Source organism: Paenibacillus sp. FSL K6-4396 (assembly GCF_038002525.1).
GTDB classification, from domain to species: Bacteria; Bacillota; Bacilli; order Paenibacillales; family Paenibacillaceae; genus Paenibacillus; species Paenibacillus amylolyticus_B.
In genome coordinates this window covers 3,375,626-3,396,819 of record NZ_JBBOCR010000001.1, presented here as the reverse complement: position 1 = coordinate 3,396,819, position 21,194 = coordinate 3,375,626, and the positions used below count along the sequence as shown (strand labels likewise).

General features: G+C 44.7%; 18 protein-coding genes and 1 pseudogene. 6 read left to right on the top strand and 13 right to left on the bottom strand.

Annotated elements, in window-relative coordinates:
• Nucleotides 1-22: 22 nt before the first annotated feature.
• From MHB85_RS14795 to MHB85_RS14785, 3 genes are all read left to right on the top strand, one after another.
• Nucleotides 23-634, top strand: a complete 612-nt coding sequence (locus tag MHB85_RS14795) for a TetR/AcrR family transcriptional regulator (RefSeq protein WP_192131626.1) — start codon at nucleotides 23-25, stop codon at nucleotides 632-634.
• Nucleotides 635-660: 26 nt separating this feature from the next.
• Nucleotides 661-1,542, top strand: coding sequence for an AraC family transcriptional regulator (locus tag MHB85_RS14790; protein WP_192131628.1), 882 nt, complete (start codon nucleotides 661-663; stop codon nucleotides 1,540-1,542).
• 108 nt (nucleotides 1,543-1,650) lie between these two features.
• On the top strand, nucleotides 1,651-2,931 hold the full coding sequence (locus tag MHB85_RS14785) for a glycoside hydrolase family 27 protein (protein WP_192131630.1): 1,281 nt from the start codon (nucleotides 1,651-1,653) through the stop codon (nucleotides 2,929-2,931).
• 83 nt (nucleotides 2,932-3,014) lie between these two features.
• Here MHB85_RS14785 and MHB85_RS14780 read toward each other — a convergent pair whose 3' ends face one another.
• The 4 genes from MHB85_RS14780 to MHB85_RS14765 form a co-directional block, all read right to left on the bottom strand.
• Nucleotides 3,015-3,389: a hypothetical protein gene (locus MHB85_RS14780; RefSeq protein ID WP_192131632.1), complete on the bottom strand. Its 375-nt coding sequence runs from the start codon at nucleotides 3,387-3,389 to the stop codon at nucleotides 3,015-3,017.
• 122 nt (nucleotides 3,390-3,511) lie between these two features.
• Nucleotides 3,512-4,240 (bottom strand): amino acid ABC transporter ATP-binding protein, encoded by a 729-nt coding sequence (locus MHB85_RS14775; protein WP_105598703.1) that lies wholly within the window; start codon nucleotides 4,238-4,240, stop codon nucleotides 3,512-3,514.
• Nucleotides 4,233-5,678 (bottom strand): amino acid ABC transporter substrate-binding protein/permease, encoded by a 1,446-nt coding sequence (locus MHB85_RS14770; RefSeq protein ID WP_192131634.1) that lies wholly within the window; start codon nucleotides 5,676-5,678, stop codon nucleotides 4,233-4,235. Before MHB85_RS14770 ends, MHB85_RS14775 begins: the two co-directional genes overlap by 8 nt.
• A gap of 342 nt (nucleotides 5,679-6,020) precedes the next feature.
• Complete coding sequence (locus tag MHB85_RS14765; RefSeq protein ID WP_192131636.1) at nucleotides 6,021-8,126, bottom strand: serine hydrolase domain-containing protein; 2,106 nt, start codon at nucleotides 8,124-8,126, stop codon at nucleotides 6,021-6,023.
• Between the two features lie 286 nt (nucleotides 8,127-8,412).
• Here MHB85_RS14765 and pdxR point away from each other — a divergent pair, with 286 nt between their 5' ends.
• Nucleotides 8,413-9,843: a MocR-like pyridoxine biosynthesis transcription factor PdxR gene (gene pdxR, locus MHB85_RS14760; RefSeq protein ID WP_341073153.1), complete on the top strand. Its 1,431-nt coding sequence runs from the start codon at nucleotides 8,413-8,415 to the stop codon at nucleotides 9,841-9,843.
• A 45-nt stretch (nucleotides 9,844-9,888) separates the two neighbouring features.
• Nucleotides 9,889-10,508, top strand: a pseudogene (locus MHB85_RS14755) (NAD(P)-dependent oxidoreductase).
• A gap of 135 nt (nucleotides 10,509-10,643) precedes the next feature.
• Here the strand turns inward: MHB85_RS14755 and glyA are convergent.
• The 9 genes from glyA to MHB85_RS14710 all read right to left on the bottom strand — a co-directional run bounded on the left by glyA (nucleotide 10,644) and on the right by MHB85_RS14710 (nucleotide 19,889).
• On the bottom strand, nucleotides 10,644-11,888 hold the full coding sequence (glyA, locus tag MHB85_RS14750) for a serine hydroxymethyltransferase (RefSeq protein WP_091016327.1): 1,245 nt from the start codon (nucleotides 11,886-11,888) through the stop codon (nucleotides 10,644-10,646).
• A gap of 25 nt (nucleotides 11,889-11,913) precedes the next feature.
• Nucleotides 11,914-13,119 carry a benzoate/H(+) symporter BenE family transporter gene (locus MHB85_RS14745; RefSeq protein WP_341073152.1) on the bottom strand — a complete coding sequence of 402 codons (1,206 nt, stop codon included), beginning with the start codon at nucleotides 13,117-13,119 and terminating at the stop codon, nucleotides 11,914-11,916.
• A 19-nt stretch (nucleotides 13,120-13,138) separates the two neighbouring features.
• Nucleotides 13,139-13,882: a YggS family pyridoxal phosphate-dependent enzyme gene (locus tag MHB85_RS14740; protein ID WP_192131644.1), complete on the bottom strand. Its 744-nt coding sequence runs from the start codon at nucleotides 13,880-13,882 to the stop codon at nucleotides 13,139-13,141.
• Between the two features lie 329 nt (nucleotides 13,883-14,211).
• On the bottom strand, nucleotides 14,212-15,144 hold the full coding sequence (gene rbsB, locus MHB85_RS14735; RefSeq protein WP_192131646.1) for a ribose ABC transporter substrate-binding protein RbsB: 933 nt from the start codon (nucleotides 15,142-15,144) through the stop codon (nucleotides 14,212-14,214).
• Nucleotides 15,145-15,158: 14 nt separating this feature from the next.
• Nucleotides 15,159-16,121, bottom strand: a complete 963-nt coding sequence (locus MHB85_RS14730) for an ABC transporter permease subunit (RefSeq protein ID WP_370511443.1) — start codon at nucleotides 16,119-16,121, stop codon at nucleotides 15,159-15,161.
• Between the two features lie 10 nt (nucleotides 16,122-16,131).
• A complete protein-coding gene (locus tag MHB85_RS14725) occupies nucleotides 16,132-17,613 on the bottom strand; it encodes a sugar ABC transporter ATP-binding protein (protein WP_192131648.1) in 1,482 nt (493 codons plus the stop codon).
• A 14-nt stretch (nucleotides 17,614-17,627) separates the two neighbouring features.
• Nucleotides 17,628-18,029, bottom strand: coding sequence for a D-ribose pyranase (gene rbsD / locus MHB85_RS14720; RefSeq protein ID WP_192131650.1), 402 nt, complete (start codon nucleotides 18,027-18,029; stop codon nucleotides 17,628-17,630).
• Nucleotides 18,029-18,907 carry a ribokinase gene (gene rbsK / locus MHB85_RS14715; RefSeq protein WP_091016337.1) on the bottom strand — a complete coding sequence of 293 codons (879 nt, stop codon included), beginning with the start codon at nucleotides 18,905-18,907 and terminating at the stop codon, nucleotides 18,029-18,031. The genes rbsD and rbsK overlap by 1 nt, the downstream gene beginning before the upstream one ends.
• Nucleotides 18,900-19,889, bottom strand: coding sequence for a LacI family DNA-binding transcriptional regulator (locus tag MHB85_RS14710; protein WP_192131652.1), 990 nt, complete (start codon nucleotides 19,887-19,889; stop codon nucleotides 18,900-18,902). The genes rbsK and MHB85_RS14710 overlap by 8 nt, the downstream gene beginning before the upstream one ends.
• A 274-nt stretch (nucleotides 19,890-20,163) precedes the next feature.
• Here MHB85_RS14710 and MHB85_RS14705 point away from each other — a divergent pair, with 274 nt between their 5' ends.
• On the top strand, nucleotides 20,164-21,138 hold the full coding sequence (locus tag MHB85_RS14705; protein ID WP_091016341.1) for a DMT family transporter: 975 nt from the start codon (nucleotides 20,164-20,166) through the stop codon (nucleotides 21,136-21,138).
• The last annotated feature ends 56 nt before the right edge of the window (nucleotides 21,139-21,194 follow it).

Sequence of the window (21,194 nt, the reverse complement as noted above, 5' to 3'; positions counted from 1 at the left end):
ACTATTCATGGAGGGAAGTCCAATGACAGAAAAATCACACAAACGTTTGCCTGGAAGACCCAAACATGGCGATGACGATATCTCAGTTCAGCAAACGATTATTCATACAGCTTCAAAGCTATTCATGGAGTACGGCTACGAAACAGTCACACTTCAGCAAATTGGTAAAACATGTAACGTGTCAAAACCAACCATTTATTATCATTTCACCAGCAAACCAGAGCTTTTTAAGGTTGCCTTTACAACGATGTTACAAAATGTGAGCCGGTTAACCTCGCATATCCTTGATCAAGCCGAGAATCTGGAGTCGGGACTTGTGCGTTTGGCAGAGGCCAGACTGGCTAATCCACATGCGGAGATTGAAACCATGCTGAGAGAAGCTGAACCTTTTCTTGAACCAGCTCAAATTCAGGATATACGCAACGCGGAGCATCTGATTCACGAAGTGTTAGCCTCCCATTTCCAACGGGCAATGGATGAAAACAGACTGCGAACGGACGATCCAATTTTCCTTGCAGAGACCTTCTCGACATTGATGTTAATGGGTAATCGGGAAGATAACCTGCATAAATATGGTTCCAATCTTTCATTGGGCCAAAAGCTAGTAGAAATTTTCATTCGCGGAGCGCAATAAAATTCAGGGCAACAAGGAGAGCTGACATGAATATCCCTAGAGGAACGTATGGGTTTCGATTCGCCGAAGACAAGGAGCTCCAACTGTGCGTACTCTATGCGGCTGGAAGTGATTCAGTAACCGATCCGGCTTATCATTGGGATGGACTCGAACGTTCAGACGGGCCTCTCCTGTTATTCCAATATACCATTTCGGGTGAAGGTGTATTTGAGTCGAATAATCGCATTCATCATATTACCGCAGGACAAGCTTTTTTGGCAGAAATTCCGGGAGAACATCGCTATTACTACCATTCAACATCAAAAGAGCCTTGGGAGTTTCTATTCTTGCTGTTCAGGCCAACTCTTATTCTGCCCCATTGGCGAAAATTCCTTCGGGAAGCTGGAGAAGTTCCCTATTTACCCGCTGATTGCACACCGATCCGACTGTTGCGGATGATCGTGACTGATGCAGCGGCAGGCAGGATCACTGATCCTCTGATCGCATCATCCAGCGTATATCAGTTCATGACAGAATTGACCCGCTTACAGAAAACAACATTACGCAACAGGGAGAATTGGTCTGAAAACATTCAAATAGCCGTTGAATACATAGAAAACAACTACGCCAAGATGATCAGTATAGATCACCTTGCCGAGTATGTTTCCCTTTCCAAATATCATTTTATACGTCGTTTTTCCTCCAGTACGGGCTTGACCCCAGGTGTTTATCTGACCCGTGTACGCACAGAGAAAGCAATGGAATTGTTGCGCGGAACTACTCATAGTGTTGAAGTCATCGCCGAATACGTTGGCTATTCCAGTGGAAGTTATTTTATCAAAGCTTTTCGCAGTATAACAGGGGTTACACCAGGCGAATTTCGTAGTGGGGGTGAAAGCCTTGTATACCGTAAATTGTTCTTTGACTAACCGCAATATTATGCTATTCCACACTCAACATTACTGTAGATATTAATAAAATCCTTTATTATGATGAATTTAGCGAGAGCAATAATTAATCAGTAAAGGAGTATTCCCATGAATCATACGCTTGCAGCATCAACTCCACCGCTTGGCTGGAACAGCTGGGATTGTTACGGCGCTGCCGTTACGGAAGACGAAATTCGTGGCAACGCCGAGTACATGGCAGAACATCTTAAAGCATTTGGCTGGAGCTATATTACAGTTGACATTCAGTGGTACGAACCTTTGGCCAATTCTTCGCAATATCGTCCGTTCGTTCCACTAATCATGGATGAATATTCACGACTTATGCCTGCTGAGAATCGGTTTCCCTCCGCTGCAGGTGGACAAGGATTTAAGCCGTTAGCCGACTACGTTCATAGTCTTGGACTGCAATTCGGGATTCACATCATGCGTGGTATTCCACGTCAAGCTGCACATGCGGCTACTCCGATCCTGGGTTCAACCTCCACTGCGCGCGACATTGCTCATCCAAACTCCATCTGTCCATGGAACACAGATATGTACGGTGTCGATAGCTCAAAAGAAGGCGCGCAGGCCTATTACGATTCGCTGTTTGAACTGTATGCACAATGGGGCGTTGACTTGGTGAAAGTAGACGATATTGCTGCTTCCAGGCTCTACGATACCCATCAGCCTGAGATCGAAATGATATCCAAAGCGATTGAGCGCTCCGGTCGGCCCATGGTACTAAGTCTCTCTCCTGGCCCTGCTCCAGTAGAATACTCAGAATTCTTGGCTGATCATGCCAACATGTGGCGTGTCACGGACGATTTCTGGGACCTTTGGCCGCTGTTATTGGATATGTTCGACCGCTGCCGGACGTGGCAGGGCGTTCCCCAAGCAGGCTGCTGGCCAGACTGTGATATGTTGCCTTTGGGTCATATCGGTATCCGTTCTGTAGACGGTGGTGGAGCAGATCGCTGGACTCGGTTCACACCTGACGAGCAGTTGACGATGATGTCACTGTGGAGCATCTTCCGTTCCCCGCTCATTTTTGGTGGTGAACTGCGAGATAACGATGACTGGACACTATCCCTGTTAACCAATCGTGAGGTTCTGCGAATGCATCGCGAGAGTTATGGAGCCAAAGAAGCCTTACGCAAAGACGATCTTATTGTTTGGACTGCCCAGCATGCGGATGGTTCCTCTTACGTCGCTGTATTTAACACAGGAGAGAAATCTCTTCCCGTGGATCTGTCTTTTGATAAGGTCGGACTGTCCGGCATTACCGAAGGTACGGAGTTGTGGAGCGGAGAAGCAGCTGAATTTACAGAGAATTCCTTAGTTACGACTGTGCCATCACATGGTGTGCGTCTTTATCGCTTTTCCTAAGCTTGCAAAAGAAAAAGAGAGGTCCGTCGTTCATTAGACAGACCTCTCTCTCATTTCATGTTCATCGCTAGAATGGATTACATTCAGTTTCCATTCGATAGTCTATATGTATCCATGGCTTGAACGGCCAGATGAAATGCTTTAATCCTTCTTTCAAGAAGAGTCTTATGAGGGCTACCTTCTTTGGCCTTGGCATACATGCTCTCAAGGGATGGAAACAATCCAATTAAGACAAGTCGGGCTTCTGCTATATCTTCCTTGGTGTATGAATGAGCTTTTTGATTCCACTGTTTATCCAACAGTGCTAGACCAATGTAAAAAGCTTGGAGACGTTTCTGTAGCAATGTTGTGTTAGTACTTTTCTGAGTCATATTCACTAAAGCATTCTCCGATTTGCGGATGGTTGATTGAAAGGCTTTGATGGATTCCAGTTTGTCTTCCTGTGACACATTTTCCATGGAGTATAGACCTCACTTTCTTGGCTTAGTTATAATCGGTGGTTCTATTAAATCACCTCATAAATATAACAAAAAAAGCCGCTTAAATAGCGACTTTCAATGTGTTCACTCTCGATTCAGTGCTAGAGTACCTTCTCCAAAAAGCTGATCGTCCGTTCATTCTTCGGATTTCCAAATATCTCTTCAGGAGTGCCCTGCTCGACGATATAACCACCGTCCATGAAGATCACACGATCAGCTACTTCACGGGCAAAACCCATCTCATGGGTAACGATCATCATCGTCATGCCTTCGCTCGCGAGGTCCTTCATAACACCAAGGACTTCTCCTACCATCTCAGGGTCGAGCGCCGAAGTTGGTTCATCAAATAACATAACGTCCGGATTCATAGCAAGCGCACGAGCGATAGCTACACGTTGTTTTTGTCCGCCCGAGAGTTGACTGGGGAAACTATCCGCTTTATCAGACAACCCGACACGATCGAGTAGGCTAAGACCTGTTTTTCGAGCCTCTTCTGCGTTTAAAACCCCTAATTCTCTTGGCGCAAACGTTATATTTTTCAAGACGTTAAAATGAGGGAATAAGTTAAAATGTTGAAACACCATGCCGATATTTTCACGTGCTTTATTAATGTTGGTTTTAGGATCATTGAGATCCTGATCATCCACGATAACTCGACCAGCTGTGATATCTTCCAATTGGTTGATGCAGCGCAAGAAAGTACTTTTTCCTGAACCGGAAGGCCCGATGACACAGACCACTTCACCTTCGCTGACAGCCACATCAATTCCCTTAAGAACCTGATTTGTGCCAAAACTTTTTTTCAAACCTTCAACTTTAATTTTAGCCACGACGAACCTTCACCTCCAGATAATCAGCAATTTTGGTCAGTGTGATGATAACAATCAGATACATAACAGCAACCGTTAACCAAATGTCAAAAGAGGAGAACGTTCTTGCAATTACAATTTTACCCGATTGTGTCAGCTCTACGAGACCAATAACGGATAAGATGGACGTATCCTTCAGCGTGATAACCATCTGGTTAATGAAGGACGGAATCATAACACGCACTGCTTGCGGAATGACAATCTTAATCATTGCTTTGCGATAAGGAAGTCCCAATGAACGGGCAGCTTCCATCTGACCACGATCAATCGATTGAATCCCGCCTCGGATAATTTCGGTTACGTACGCCCCTGCATTCAGACTAAGTGTCAGAATAGCCGCCAAGAACAATGGCATTGTGAAACCCATCGCCTGTGGAATCCCGAAATAGATAAAGAATGCCAGGACAATCAACGGAATACCGCGGAAGATATCCACAAATACGGTGGCAACACCACGAAGGAATTTATTCTGTCCCACTTTCATAAATCCGAAAATCAGACCGATGATAAACGCGAAGAACAGGGACACAATCGTGTATAAAAGTGTTTTTCCCAGACCTTTAAAAAGTGCAGGAAGAGATTTCTGGATTAACTCCCAACGCCCCAGATTTGCGACTTGGGCATTCTCTCCAACATATTCTTCGATAATGCGCTTGTACTCACCGTTAGCTTTAATATTCACAAGACCAGCATTGAACATCTCCAGAAGTTCCTGATTTTTACCCTTACTTACCGCAAATCCGTAGGAAGCCCCGTCTTCTTTGGCGGTAACGATTTTTAAACCATTATTCTGCTTTACCCCATACCTTAGAACGGGTTCATCTTCAAAACAGGCCACCGAATTACCGGTCTTTACATCATCATACATTTGATATGATTCATCGAATGGGACAACGGTAAAGCCATATTTTGAGGCGATGGACTCAGCAAAGCTGTACCCTTCTGTTCCCGTTTTTACAGCGACCTTTTGTCCACGAAGATCTTCGTAACTTTTAATGGTATCATTATTGGAACTAATCCCCATAACAACGCCTGAATCATAATATGGCTCTGAAAAATCAAATTTTGCTTTTCTTTCATCCGTAATACTCATCCCTGCAATGACACCATCAACCTGATTGGCTTCAAGTGCCTGTACAGCTGCATTGAAACCCAGAGCTTTGATTTGATACTTAAAATTTTGATCTTTAGCGATGGCATCCAGTAAGTCCATATCGATACCAACAAAATCACCATTCTCATCTTCATATTCGAATGGAGCAAATGTGACATCAGTTCCAATAACATAGGTCTTACTGGAATTGGATGTTGCAGCGGCTTCCCCCGCCCACCCTGATAGACCGCTCACCAGGAGCAGCATCAGTGAAAGTATAAAAAATGAAATCTTCGTTGTTTTCATGTGTCCTCCCCGTCTCGGTGTTGTCCGAATAATCATTATTTTCTTTGGAATCGGTATTGCTATTAAACTTTTTGTCGATCTTCTACATATTTGATTGTTATTATTTACTGTATATTAACAATCAATGCTTTGCCTTTCCACTTGCAACATTTTCCTCCATCATTTTTTCCAACCAGTAAAAGCCCTCTTCATACTTACCCTTTAGGTAAGCTTTACGAAACCCAATATTACATCGCGAATCTGAAAAAAGTGCATTTACTTTAAAACGTATTATTTAAAATTTAAAACTCAAAAAAGCCGCGATTTCCGCGACTTTTTGTTGTACAGTTTTTTTATCATCTATTAATTTGCTCTGGTTGTCAATACAATCTCGAACTTCGAACCAGCTTCACCCGCGAACACAATGGTTCCGTTCTCAGGCAATACAATTTCGTTTTGTCCACTGACCACTGTATGATTAATGCCTACGCCCGCTTGGTTGTATACAGCAAATGCGCTGTTTGCAGACATCTTGACCGCCATTTCTTTACCGGCGACAGATGCCGGAATCGCAAACCATGTAGCATGACCATTTGCTTGAATTGTTGTCTTCGATTGTCTTCCCGCATAGATCGGTTTTATGATTTCTTGAGCAGCGTAGACATTGCCTCCAGCTGTAACGTATTCCACGCCATTTTCCTCATAGAAATTGAACTCCATCGTGTCACGTCCGGCTAATCCAGGAATTTGCAATTGGTTTACGGCTTGGTTAGCCCCAGTGATTTTATTGGTGTAGATATAACCAGGCAGCTCATTAAAAGTATGAATGGGAATGATCGGCATGGCTACATTGTACAAAGTTGATGTGTATTTTTCATTGACCAACACGTACGCTTTGCCTTCCCGTTTCTGCCATGCGGCCTTTACTTCTGCAGACAATTCATTAGTTTCAAGCTTTTCTGCCTTATATTCCGAAGAAGCAACTTGTCCAAGTCCGGGAACAGACTGATACGAGCGAGACCACAAGTATGTGTTTCCGTTGACTTCCTGAACGAATTTGAGCTTTTCCGTACCCTCATCATTAATGAATGAGCCATCAGCACTGTAAGTATATGTCTGATTAGTTCTGTTAGGAGACGACAGATAAGATATCGTCATTTGTCCGCCATCCTTCACGGTCAAGTTCATTAACATGTTTGCACCACTGCCATACGTACCCGTATGCTGTGTCAGTTCCTTCGGCATGGTTGTTTTCACCGGTGCATCATGTGTCTTCTCCGGCTTACGCTCTGGAATAATATTCTTTTCCTCAAGCGCACCAAGCAACAGTTCAGTTGCCAGCAATTGATCCGTTGAGCTGTGACCACCCGAAGAGGTTACGGCAGCAGCCATATTATACTCCGGAAGTACAATCAATGAGGAATGATAGGTGATTGTATTGCCACCTTTGCTTACTGCCTGGATGCCGTAATCATTAAAAGGAAACAGGTTCACACTGTCCCAGCCCAGGCCATAACCAATGGATGAATCCCCTTCTTCCGGCCACATGCCTCTCTTGTATTCTTCCTGTTCCATGGCCTCTACGGATTCCTTCGAAAGAACACCTTCAACCTCACCTGTAAAGATTTTCGAGAACTGAACCAGATCTTCAGCGGTGGAATAGATGCCTCCTGAGGCAATCATATTTGTAGTCTCTAATGGAAGTTTCTCCTCTTGTGACGGGGAATATGTTGCTGCCATCTGGCTAAGGTCCACAATATCCTGCGGTGTTTTAGTATGATCCATCCCAAGTGGTTCCGTTATGTAACGGTGCATGAAAGTGGTGAAACTCATGCCGCTGACGCGCTCAACCAGAATTTCAGCTAATGTAAAACCATCATTACTATACACCGAGTATGCGCCAGGATCGGCCTTCAGATGTTGCGTTCCCAATTGTTCCAGTAACGTATCATGTGCATAGGTATCATTATCTCCAAACAATATTGCACTGTTACTTGATGTTCCGAGAAGTCCGGATGAATGATTCAGTAACATGCGTGGTGTAATTTGTTGGTAACGCTTGTCTTTCATTGTAAAGTCCGGAATATACTTCACGACAGGCTCATCGAGATCAATCTTGCCTTGGTCAACAAGCTTCATAACGGCGGTTGTGAGCATCATTTTGCTGGTTGAACCAATGCCATACATGGTATCTGAAGAAAGCGGGATGTTGTTTTTCAGGTCATTTTTGCCTGCCTGACCGGTGATCACAATCTCACCATTCTCCATCAGTGCGTACTGCACACTTGTCGTAGCGTATGATTCAGTGAGTACCTTGACCTTTGCACTTACTGCCTTTTTAGTTAGATCATACGTAGGGCTACTACCTTTACTGATAGCGGGTGTGGCCATGGCCGACATTGGGGACATCATCGCAAACACCAAGGTTATGGCGGCAATCGTTGTTCGTTTCTTTCGTGTCAATCTCATCTTCTCCTGTCTAGTCTATGGATTAGGAATCTCTGTGTTAGTACTCCCGTAGTGTAACCGAAGAAGATGAACTGTCTGTGGCTTGAATATGAATCGAGTATGAACCAAGCAGGATCAACCCAAATAGGTTGGACACACGGTATAAATCGCTTTAGTCCAGCTTTTGTTTTGTTTACAAATTAAACTTTTGCTATAATGGTATATCAATCAATGGAGTGCCAATAACATGGCTAAGTACATAAATAAATGCAATCCATAATTCAGCATGAGTAATGGAGTTGAAGCAATGCTAAAAGTTAATCGGAATGACCAACGCCCGATCTGGCAGCAACTTCTGGATCAAGCGATTCATAATATTACAACCGGGAAATGGCAACCAGGCGAATTGCTACTCCCCTCACGCGAACTTGCTCAATTAATTGGTGTTTCACGCTCAACCATACAGATTGTGTACGAGGAATTATTCAGCCGAGGGTATACGGTAACCTCCCGACGAGCCGGGACTAGGGTTAGTGATTGGACTTATGCACCTCGTTCATCAGAAGACGTCACGATGCAAGGACCTATTCCGCCCGAACTGCCTACACTAAACAAATCGATTGGTCATCTGCATAGTTGGTTTGGCAATAGAGACAATCGCAAAATAGAAATCGATTTTAATCCCCACGAGCCTTATCTGGATGAAAGTTTCACAAAAGCCTGGAGGCAATCCTTTTTACAAGCTTCCACTGAACCTAATCTGGATATATGGGCTTATGGCGATGCCAGAGGATTACTGGCGTTAAGAGAACAGATTCAGCGTTATTTGTCACTTGAACGAGGCATTCATATCGATGTTGATCAAATCTTGTTAACCTCAGGTGCTCAACATAGCATTGATTTAATTGCCCAGGCACTCTTAAGTGAGGGAGACAGAGTTTCCGTAGAAGATCCCGGCTTCCCTGCCGCTTGGATGGCGATGAAATACCGCCGGATGCAAGTCGATCCCATTCCAGTCGATGAGTATGGATTAAGTGTAGATCATATTCACCCACAGACGAAACTTGTATTTGTCACACCTTCTCATCAATGCGCCGTTGGCGTTATTATGTCGGAGCCACGCAGGCAACAATTGATGCACTTGGCAGCTCATCATCGATATTGGATTGTTGAGGATGACTACGATAGCGAATTTAGGTACCGTGGAGATCCACTTCCAACTATATTTAGTCAACAACCTCAGAATACGCTTTATATGATGAGTTTTTCCAAAATGGTTGCACCAGGCATTCGACTATCCGCTATCATCGGTCCCAAAATAGCCATCAATCGCCTTACCCAAGTTCATGAATTAACCTATCGTCATCTGCCGATTATGGAACAATTAACGCTAACTCATTTTATTGAGCGTGGTCATTTTATGCGCCATATGAGAAGAGTTCGGAACATATATCGACGTAGACACGAAGTCATGACCAAAGCCATTGTTGCTTCAGGGCTAGGCTCACGATTTACATTAAGTGGTGTGGAGACGGGATTACATATGCTTCTAGAATCTGAAACGTCATTTGACGAAGAAGCGCTGACGAATGCCGCCCTTGATCAAGGTGTACGCGTGTATCCACTTAGTAGGTATTGCTTGGAGAGTCATCAAAAAGGATGGATATTAGGTTTTGCGAAAGTGGATGAGGAGCAGATTGAGGACGGCATACGCCGGCTTGCAAAGATTGTATTATGATGGAGAACATGCTCTCCAATCGGATTCGAAAGGATGTTTTTTGTAATGAAAATTTTAGTGTTAGGAGCCACCGGACGGGTTGGAAATCATTTCTTCTCTAATGCCCTACGTTCCAATCATCATGTAACTGCACTGGTTAGAAGCCCGGAAAAGCTACAAATCAGCGATGACAATTTCGTTCTGCATCAAGGAAACGCTTTAGTCAAAGAGGATATTCATCACGCCATACAGGGTGTTGATCTCGTTGTTAGTTCCTTAAGTACCGATGGAACGACTACATTATCGCAATCCATGAGACATATTGTTGAGGCTATGGCTCAGGAGCGTATCAAAAGAATCATTACCATTGGTACAGCAGGAATATTGGAAAGTCGAACGGATCCTGGCTTGTTTCGTTTTCAATCCCCTGAGTCCAAACGTAAGTCCACGCGAGCAGCTGAAGAGCATCTGGAGATGTACAACATTCTCAAAGCTTCAAATTAGAATGGACCATCGTGTGTCCTACCTACTTATTTGATGGAGAATCCCCCGGTAAGTACCGGGTTGAGCGCGACTACTTGCCTGACGGTGGAACTTCAATATCTGTAATCGATACGGCAGAGTTTGCTTATCAACAATTAATGTCTGATGAGTATGTACAGTCACGTGTAGGCATAGCCTACTAGGGTGTCTCCTAAATCTCAATTAAGGTATATCTCTTCGTTCAAAAAAGTAAGTTTCAATATAAACAGGCAATTTACGAGCCTGCAACTGTTATCCATTAGGAACAATTGCAGGCTCTATTTGTGTCTGCTGTTGAGCTATTTAAGTCCTTCATATAGAGGGAATTGCGAAGTGATTTCGCGGACACTGCCTAATATCTGATTTTTCACCTTCGAACTCTTTGGATTTTTGAAAGCAAGCCCTATCAGCTGAGCAATTTCTTTCATTTCCCTGGCTCCAAGCCCTCTTGAAGTCATAGCCGGAGTTCCAAAACGAATACCGCTTGTAATCAAAGGACTTGCCGTATCGTGAGGGATTGCATTTTTATTCGCCGTAATCCCTACTCCATCCAGTAAAACTTCGGCTTCTTTGCCTGTAAGGCCCATAGTTCGTAAGTCAACCAACACAATATGATTATCTGTTCCACCCGATACAAGGGTGAGCCCTTCATTCATCAAAGTTTCTGCCAATACGTTGGCGTTATTCAGAACACCTTCAATATATGTTGTGAAATCGGATTGCAATGCCTCACCTAATGCCACCGCTTTCCCCGCGATAACGTGCATGAATGGCCCGCCCTGAGTCCCCGGGAATACAGCTTTGTCAATCGTCTTTGCCCACGACTCCCGGCACAAAATGGCTCCCCCTCGTGGTCCTCGTAAGGTCTTGTGTGTGGTAGTTGAAACAAAATGGGCATGCGGTACCGGGTTAGGATGCAAACCTGCCGCAATAATTCCTGCTATATGCGCCATATCTACAAAGAAAAGAGCTCCCACTTCGGCGGCAATCTGGGCAAATAATTCAAACTCAATGGTCCGCGGGTATGCACTTCCACCTGCAACAATCATGCGTGGACGATACTTATAAGCAAGTTTACGTACTTCGTCAAAGTCTATGCGGCCCGTCAGTGCATCGACACCATATGGAACAAAATTGTAAAACCTACCTGAAAAATTAACAGTACTTCCGTGTGTTAGATGACCACCTTGGGATAGATTCATGCCAAGTATTGTGTCCCCAATCTCAACCGAGGCAAAATATACTGCCATGTTAGCCTGAGAACCGGAGTGAGGCTGCACATTCGCATGTTCAGCGCCAAAAAGTGCTTTAAGGCGGCTATTTGCTATCTCTTCGACTGTATCGACATGCTCACATCCGCCATAATACCTTCTGCCCGGATACCCCTCCGCATATTTATTGGTCAATACCGAACCTGTTGCTTCCATCACAGCTTGACTTACAAAATTCTCTGATGCAATCAGTTCTATCGTATCCTGCTGCCTTCCAAGCTCTTGCTGGACAGCCATTCCTATTACTTTGTCTTGCTTCTCCAAATGTTTCATGAACATCTTCCTCTCAATATTACGGTTATTTATTCGTTCCAAATTGTTTTTTGGGAAATTTACTATTCATCAGTAGATGTGCCATCATTCCTGCAAACAGTCCCCAAAATGCACCACCCACACCAAGCAAAGTCACATTCGCTGCTGTGGCCAAAAACGTAATCAAAGCAGTTTCACGTCCCTTAGGGTCCGTTAATGCATTGGCAAGACTGCCACCGATGGTTCCAAGTAAGGCCAATCCCGCTAATGTTGCAATAAAAGTAGAAGGAAGAATCAAAAACAGAGCAGCCAATGTTACGCCAAAAATGCCGACAAAAATATAAAAAACACCACAAGCAATACCTGCAATATACCGCTTCGTTGAATCCTCATGTGCATCTTTCCCTGTACAAATCGCTGCTGTAATAGCTGCCACATTAAAAGCATGTGATCCGAATGGGGCTGCAAGAAGCGAACCCAAACCTGTTACAGCTAAAATAGGATTGGCACTTGTCTTGAATCCATCATTACGCAGAACAAGCATTCCGGGCATATACTGCCCTGTCAAGGTAATAATGAACAGCGGTAACGCAACGCCAAGTAAAGCATTTAACGAAAATGCTGGAACAACAAATACAGGCGATGCTACAGCCAATTGGATCGTACTGAAGTCTGTTTTCCCCATACATATCAAATAAATCAAACCTATTGCCAATATGCCAACAATGGCGTAACGGGAAGTAAATCTTCTTAGTACGATATAGCCTGCAAACAGTACAATCACAAGCAAAGGATCTACCTTCGCCCCTCCAAAGGCCGAAATACCAAACTGTAGTAAAATGCCAGCTAACAATCCGGAAGCGATGCCTGGGGGAATAAGTCGAACGAAACGTTCAAACATGCCTGACAAACCTAAAATAATAAATCCGACTGCTGAAATCATGTAAGCGCCAATAGCTTCTGGATAAGGGGTTACCGCTAATGCTGAAACGAGAAACGCCACACCCGGTGTAGACCAGGCTGTAATAATCGGTTCCTTGTACCGATAACTGAGCCAAATTCCTGTCACTCCTACCCCAATCGAGATGGACCAAATCCAGGAAGCGGTCATTTCCGGGCTTAAACCAGCCACTTTTGCAGCTTGAAAAACAAGAATAAACGTACCCCCGTAATTCACAATTACGGATATTAAAGCGGCGATCATAGGCGATATCAAATCACGGCCACGTAACGAAGGGGATGCTGTCTTCATATTTAACACTACCTCTCACTTAATCATCGATGCGTGTGTTTTCATTCCAGTAATACTCGTCCGGTAAGTAGCGTTGACCAAATACACTTGTCCCTACCCGGATCATTGTAGCTCCTTCTTCTATGGCGACTTGGAAGTCACCAGACATACCCATCGATAAAATATCCATTTCTACGCGTGGAATATTTTTCTCTTTAATCTGTGTACGGATCTGGTTTAACAATCGAAAACAATGTCGTGTTTCTTCGTTCGTCGCATTCAGTTTTCCAATGGTCATTAAACCTTTCACATTTAATGTCTCGAATTGAGACAACTGTTCTACAAGCTCAACGGCTGTTTCTGGAGATGCGCCAAATTTACTTTCTTCGTAGGACGTATTAATTTGCACAAGAATGTCTAAGGTCTTATTCTCTTTGACAAGCTGGTTATGTAACGCCTGACCCAGTTTCAGACGATCTACGGAATGGATGAGCGTAACATATTTAATAACGTCTTTTACTTTATTCGTTTGCAGATGTCCGATAAAATGCCATTCCACCTGTTCGTGTTGCTGCATAAGTGGAAATTTGTCCCGAAGTTCCTGAGCTTTGTTTTCTCCGAACAGAACCTCACCTGCTTGAATCGCTACCTCTAGTTTCTCAAGCGATACCGTTTTGGTCGCGAGCAACAACTGAATTTCCTCTAAGTTGCGACCGGAAGCCTGGCAGGCCAGTGCCATTTGCTGTCTTACAGTTTGGAGATTTTCTCCTACTAGATGTTTCATGTCAGCTACCTTCTTTCTATTCCAAACAGGAATGAATAATTGAGATTAGCTCCTCCTATGTATTGTGAAGATTGTGTAGAACGTCATGCTAGTATAGCAACCCATGGATTGGATATACATATCCAAAAAAGCTCTTTTTGAGCAATCCAAAGTTATAAAAGTGGATATTAATTCAATTGGGGCACCTTTAATATGCTTTTAAAAGTTAATAATCTGATTGATGTGATGCCCACACGCTTCTTCTAAAATGAAAAAAGCCGCTAATTTAGCGGCTTGGTTTAGTTTTAGTCCTATGTTCATGTCCAAAAAGATACATGTTACATGATGATTTACTCGTTCACATTTTCCTTGGTTACCAGCTTCAATTCAGCCGGAATCGATGGCTCCACCTGCTTGCCACTGAGCACATCCAGAGCTGCTTGCAGCGCCAGTTGACCAATCAGTATAGGCTGCTGAGCGACTGTTGCTGTCAATTTCCCATCCTGAATGGATTTGATTGCATCATCATTGCCATCGAATCCGATGACCGGAATGTCTTTACCTGAGCTTTGAATCGCTTCAATCGCACCCAGTGCCATCTCGTCATTATGGGCAAATACGGCCTGCACGTCAGGATTACCCTGAAGCAGATTCTCCATGACATTTAATCCTTTGGACCGATCAAAATCAGCAGATTGTTTGGAAACCACATCGAGTTGCTTGTCAGCCACTTCATGGAAACCTTTACCCCGTTCTCTTGTTGCGGAAGCGCCAGGTACACCCTCAAGTTCAATGACTTTTGCTCCCTCACCCAGTTGTTCCACAAAATATTCAGCTGCCATGCGTCCACCTTTAACGTTATCAGATGCCACTAGTGCCGCCACTTCGCCTTTATCTGCGGAGCGATCCAGCGTGATCACGGGAATGCCAACACTATTCGCGGATTGAACCGCTGTGGAGATCGCTGCAGAGTCCGCGGGGTTAATCAAAAGTGCACTAACGCCTTGCTGAATGAGATCATCCACATCATTGGTTTGTTTGGCCGAATCGTTCTGCGCATCCACCACGATGACCTGTATTCCCTGTTTTTTGGCTTCAGCCATTACCCCGTCCTTCAGTGATACAAAGAATGGATTGTTTAGTGTAGATATCGACAAACCTATTTTCTTCTGTCCGTTACTTTTGTTTGGGTCAGGTTTCGCCCATTCCGGTGGCTCCAGAGAGCACCCGGCCAGAACGATGATCATCAGCATACTTATGAGTGTTACAGTCCACTTTTTCATATTCGCTTCTCTCCTTATGCTGTTTTCTTGCGGTCCAGCAGGACGGCAATGGCAATGACGATACCTTTTACAACCATTTGATAAAATGAGTTTACTTCAAGCAAGTTCAATCCATTATTCAATACGCCGATAATCAGAACACCGATCAATGTACCAACGATGCGTCCACGTCCTCCAGCCAGACTTGTACCACCCAATACAACTGCTGCAATTGCATCCAGCTCGTAGGATGTACCTGCCGTTGGTTGCGCTGAATTCAAACGCGATGTCAGAATTGCACCTGCCAGAGCAGCGAGCATACCTGTCAGGGAGTAGATCATAATTTTCACGCGATTAACTTTGATACCCGAGATAATGGAAGCTTTCTCATTACCACCGATGGCGTACGTTTTACGGCCAAAAGCTGTTTTATGCAAAACAATCCATAGAATCATGAAGGTAATCAGCATCGTGATTGCAGGTACCGGAATACCCAGCAGGTAACCGCGGCCGAACAATTGGAACAGCAGGTTATCCCCGAGGCCTGTAATTGGGTTACCATTTGTGTACACCAATGTCAGTCCTCTGAATATCGTCATGGTAGCGAGTGTGGCGATAAACGGAGCCATTTTACCTTTGGTAATCATCAGTCCGTTCACCATACCCATGACACCACCGAGTGCTACACCGATAATGATGGACAAGATCGGATCGAGGCCAGACAACATCATATTTGCTACAAAAGCACTGGATAAAGCCAGGATTGAGCCGACCGACAGATCAATTCCACCCGTTAGGATCACAAACGTCATACCGAAGGCAATCAGCGCATTAATCGAGACTTGACGCAATAAATTCAAGATATTAAGCGGTTCCAAGAAACTTGGATTCAACACCGATACGATGAGAATAAGAATGATTAAGCCAAGCAGCGGTCCCAATTTTTGTATCACGTTTGAGAAACGGAAGCCGCTTTTAGCCGTTTTGTTTTCCTGCATTGTTGTCATATCACTGTCCCCCTGTGGCCAATGTCATAATGTGTTCTTGTGTTGCTACTTCCCTTGCAACCTCGCCACTGATGTGTCCCTCATGCACAACCGCGATCCGGTCACTCATGCCAAGCACTTCAGGTAGCTCCGACGATACCATGATGATTGCAACGCCGCGGTCAGTCAGTTCATTCATCAATTCATAGATTTCGCGCTTCGCCCCGACATCCACTCCGCGGGTAGGTTCATCCAGGATAAGCACGCTTGGTCCGATCCCAACCCATTTCGCGATAACCACCTTCTGCTGGTTACCCCCCGATAGATTCCTTGCCGCCGTCTCGGAGGATTGTGTTTTGATCTGTAGACGTTTGATCAATGTATCTACGAAGTCTTGTTCTTTCGAAGTTGAGATGAAACCTTTGTTTGAGAAACTGAACAGATTCGTCAACGCCATATTCTCGCGAATAGAGAAGTCTAATACCAGCCCTTCATCCTTGCGGTCTTCTGTAATAAACCCGATTCCATGTTTCACTGCATCTGCCGGTTTACGAATGTTCGCTTTTTTGCCGCGGATGAAGATTTCACCGCTATCCAACGTATCCAAACCGAAGATTGTTCGCATAATCTCGGTTCGTCCAGAACCCATAAGTCCTGAGAAACCAAGTATTTCTCCCGCTCTCACAGTGAAGTTAATATTCTCGAACAACCCTTTACTGCTTGCATTCCTTACTTCCAGAACAACTTCACCATAAGAAGGATTCCGGACAGGATAACGCTCTGTAAGTTCACGACCTACCATTTTCCGCACCACTTCATCAAAGCTTGTCTGTGGAATTGGCTGAGTGTCTACCGTTCTGCCGTCACGCATAATGGTAATCCGGTCACAGATCGTGAATATCTCCTCCATGCGGTGAGAAATATACACGATGGATACTCCGTCCTTCTTCAGTGAGCTGATTACACCAAACAGTTTCTGTATCTCGCGCTCCGTGAGTGCCGCTGTTGGCTCGTCCATAATGATAACCTTGGCATCTGTCATAAGTGCTTTGGCGATTTCAATCATCTGCTGCTGCCCGACAGAGCATTCTCCCGCAGGACGTTCCAGTGGTATGTCTACGGAAAGCTTGGCAAACTGTTCTTTGGCAAGCGCTCTCATTTGTCTTGTATTAAGCAACCCGATGGATGATGTCATTTCCTTACCAATAAATAGATTATCCAGCACCGTCATTTCAGGCCATACATTCAGCTCCTGATGGATAAAGGTGATACCTAGTTTCTCGGCTTCCTTCGGACTTGCAAAATAGTTTTCTTCTCCGTCTATCGTGATGGTTCCCTGATCTCGCTCATGGAGACCAATCAGAATGTTCATCAGTGTGGATTTACCGGCTCCATTCTCCCCCATTAAGGCATGAACTTCACCATCTTTTAATTCAAAATCCACTCCGCTCAGCACCTGGTTGGTGCCAAACGCTTTGTGAATGTCTTGCATCTGAATGTGCATTACGCAACCTCCTTTTAACCGAAATGGACTCCCGATTGTAAAATGCAATTGCCATAGGGTGTGGCTTCACCTGTGCGGATAACAGCTTTCACTTGCCGTGTTAATGCTTTGAATTGTTCGTGGCTGACGGAAGCATCGATTGCTTCTTCCCCGAATTTCTCCTTGATGAATTGCATGGCTACGGGATTGCCTTCGCGAATCTCTTCAGCCACAATGACTTTCTCAATGACCATATCTTCTGCAATCGCTTCTACCACTTCGCGAAAACTTGGTGTTCCCAGTTTGAGGGCCAGATCTATTTTGAGCACCCCGTCCGGTACTGGCAGACCTGCATCCGCAATCACAATCAAGTCCGTATGGCCCAGATCAGACAGAATCTTGGAGATGTGACTATTTAACATGCCATTTCTTTTCATTACAAGCTCTCCTCTACTTCATCACGCGTCGGCATGCCGCCCTGCGCTCCGAACTTGGTGACGGACAACGATGCAGCCCGATTGGCGAAGCGTATACTCTCTTGCAACGCTTTTCCTTCAGCCAAAGCAACTGCAAATGCGGCGTTGAACGTATCCCCTGCCCCAGTAGTATCAACAGCCTCAACTTTATAAGTTGGGACTAGAATTTCCTCAGTGCCATCAAAGTAACGTACACCTTTACTGCCCTCCGTGATGAACAACTTGTTTGGATACTGACGTAATGCCTGTGCCGGACTCATGCCCTGAAACAAAATCTCAGCTTCATGCTCGTTCGGCGTGATATATGCGGCATTGTCGATCACTTGTTGCGGTAATGTTCTCGCCGGAGCGGGATTAAGCAGCAGGGGTGTTCCAAATTCTGCACACAATGCACTCACATGCACAACCGTTTCCTCCGGAATTTCCTGCTGAATTAATACGATATCTGCACCGCGGATCACTTCAGCTGCTTCATCGACATATGCAGGAGTGACTTCACGATTCGCCGCTTCAACCACTACGATACTATTATCACCTTCCGCCAGAATGATATGAGCCGTTCCACTTTCTAAATGTGTAACCGGTTTCACATTTTGCGTATTTACAGCATTTGCTCTAAAGTTCTCTACAATATCTTTGCCAAAAGCATCGTCGCCTACCCGGCCGATCATCGCAACCTCGGCACCCAGTCGTGCAGCGGCAACAGCCTGATTGGCTCCTTTGCCACCTGGAACCGTTTTGAAGCTGTCGCCAAGAACGGTTTCACCCGCCCCCGGCCGTCTTGACGAAGTAACAACCAGATCCATTGAACTGCTTCCTATTACACATATTTTAGCCATCTGATTTCACCCTTCTCGTAGTGCCCCGTTCGATGAAACTTACGGGTAACTGTATGTTTTTGTTCTCTACTGCAGCTTGTTCCACAAGCTGGATAAGTAATCCCGCCGCTTCTCTTCCCATCTGGTATGCTGGCTGATGGATAGTCGACAGCGCCGGCGACAACAGGCTGCTCATTGGAATATCATCGAAACCGATCACTTGTACGTCATCGGGAACTTTTCTTCCAACTCGTGCTGCCTCATGCAGTACTGCCATGGCTGCAATGTCATTGCTGGCAATGACCCCGTCTGTGTCCGCATACTTCCTGAATAATTCTTCAGCCCATACACCTGCCTCGTTAATTGAAAATGAGGTCGTCTGGATCACCCGGTAGTCTAACCCAGCATCACGGATGATTTCAATCGCTCCTTCAAAGCGATCTTGAGCGGGTCTGATCTGTGACGGTCCCTGCATAACTGTGATCCGGCGACTGCCGCGTTTGATTATCTCCCTTGCAGCTAGTCTTCCACCTTCCCTGCCGTCCGCATACACGGATGGACGATCGAGTGATGTTCTGTCCAGAAACACAACGGGAATCTTCAGGTTTTCATATATTGAAGAATGAGGGTAGTTCGTTGAAGAGATCACACCGACCACGTTGTTCTGGATAAACGTCTGGATGTAATCCTGCTCCTTCCGTTCATCCTCATCACTATTTCCAAATATCAGTCTATAATCCTGCTCTTGCATCCGGTCCTCTACGCCGCGGGCCAACTGCGGGAAGTAAGGGTTGGCAATATCCGGCAACAACAGGCCAATCAGTTTGGACTTGCGTTTATATAATGAGCGGGCCACTTCATTTGGCGAAAAATTAAGCGCCTTCACAGCATCTTCCACTTTCTTGCGTGTGTCGGCATGAACATAACCTCTATCATTAATGACTCTGGACACGGTGGCAACAGATACGCCAGCCAGTTGAGCTACGTCTTTAATTGTTTTCATAAGTTGCTCTCCTCTATGTGTAACCGGTTACAGACATTAAATTATCATATTATTTTCGATTTGACAAGCGTTTTCATTCTGGAAATTTCTCCAAGTAAACATGAAAGTACATTGAAATTCATCTGTAACCTGGCTTCTTCCCGTCTTATTCAGTCTTCTCAGCTATATTAAGGAGTTAATTATCATTACAAATATTAGCGATATGTGATATGGTCAGTGAGGATAGTAGATTCGTACATACATATGTGCATGAAATGCGAGGAGAAGATTGAGAGTGATAGAGAGAAATACCCTTGAAAATCAAAAACCGAGTAAATTTAGTGATCCCATTTTTGTCATGCTCGTCGCAAGCCTGTGTTGCTTGTTATGGGGAAGTGCGTACCCGTCCATCAAACTTGGATATATCGCATTTAACATTCTGCCGGAAGACATTGCTTCCAAATATGTATTTGCCGGATATCGATTCACACTGGCGGGCTTGCTGCTATTGCTCCTGTCTCGTATCGTTAGAAAAGAGAAGCTTCAATTGTCCCGGCCTCAGTGGACAAGCCTTATCATGTTAGGTATATTGCAAACCGGTTTGCAATATATGTTTTTCTACGTTGGCGTAGCCAATACAACGGGTGTCAAAGGCTCCATTATGAATGCAACGACAACCTTTTTCAGTGTTGTTCTGGCCCATTTCATCTATAAGAACGACAAATTAAGCAGAAATAAAATCGTTGGCTGCTTGCTCGGATTCGTTGGCGTCATTATCGTAAACTTCCATACGGATCTGCTTGCTTTTTCCTTTTCATTCACAGGCGAAGGCTTCGTTATTATAGCGGCACTTGTTTTTTCCGTTACAGCCCTTTACGCAAAACGTCTCACCGCCACCATCGATGTTCTGATCATAACAGGTGTCAGCTTATTCGTCGGGGGACTGGTGCTTACGCTGTTAGGTCTATCACTCGGCGGTCGAGTCACCCATTTCACCCTGGAATCCACCAGTAACTTGATCTACCTGGCTTTGCTGTCCTCCGTCGCATTTTGTCTATGGAATATGCTTCTCAAGTATAACAAGGTCGGAAGAGTGTCTGTATACAACTTCCTAATTCCTGTGTTTGGCGCATTGTTATCAGCGTTATTCCTCGGGGAAACGATCTTGGAACTGAAAAATCTGGCCGCATTGCTGTTTGTATCCGTTGGCATTTATTTAGTCAATCGTGTACGTTCTGTGCAAACCTCTAATAACACTCCAATAAAATAGACTACGCGTCCCAATTTCATAGATAACAAAAAAAGCCGCTAATTAGCGGCTTTTTT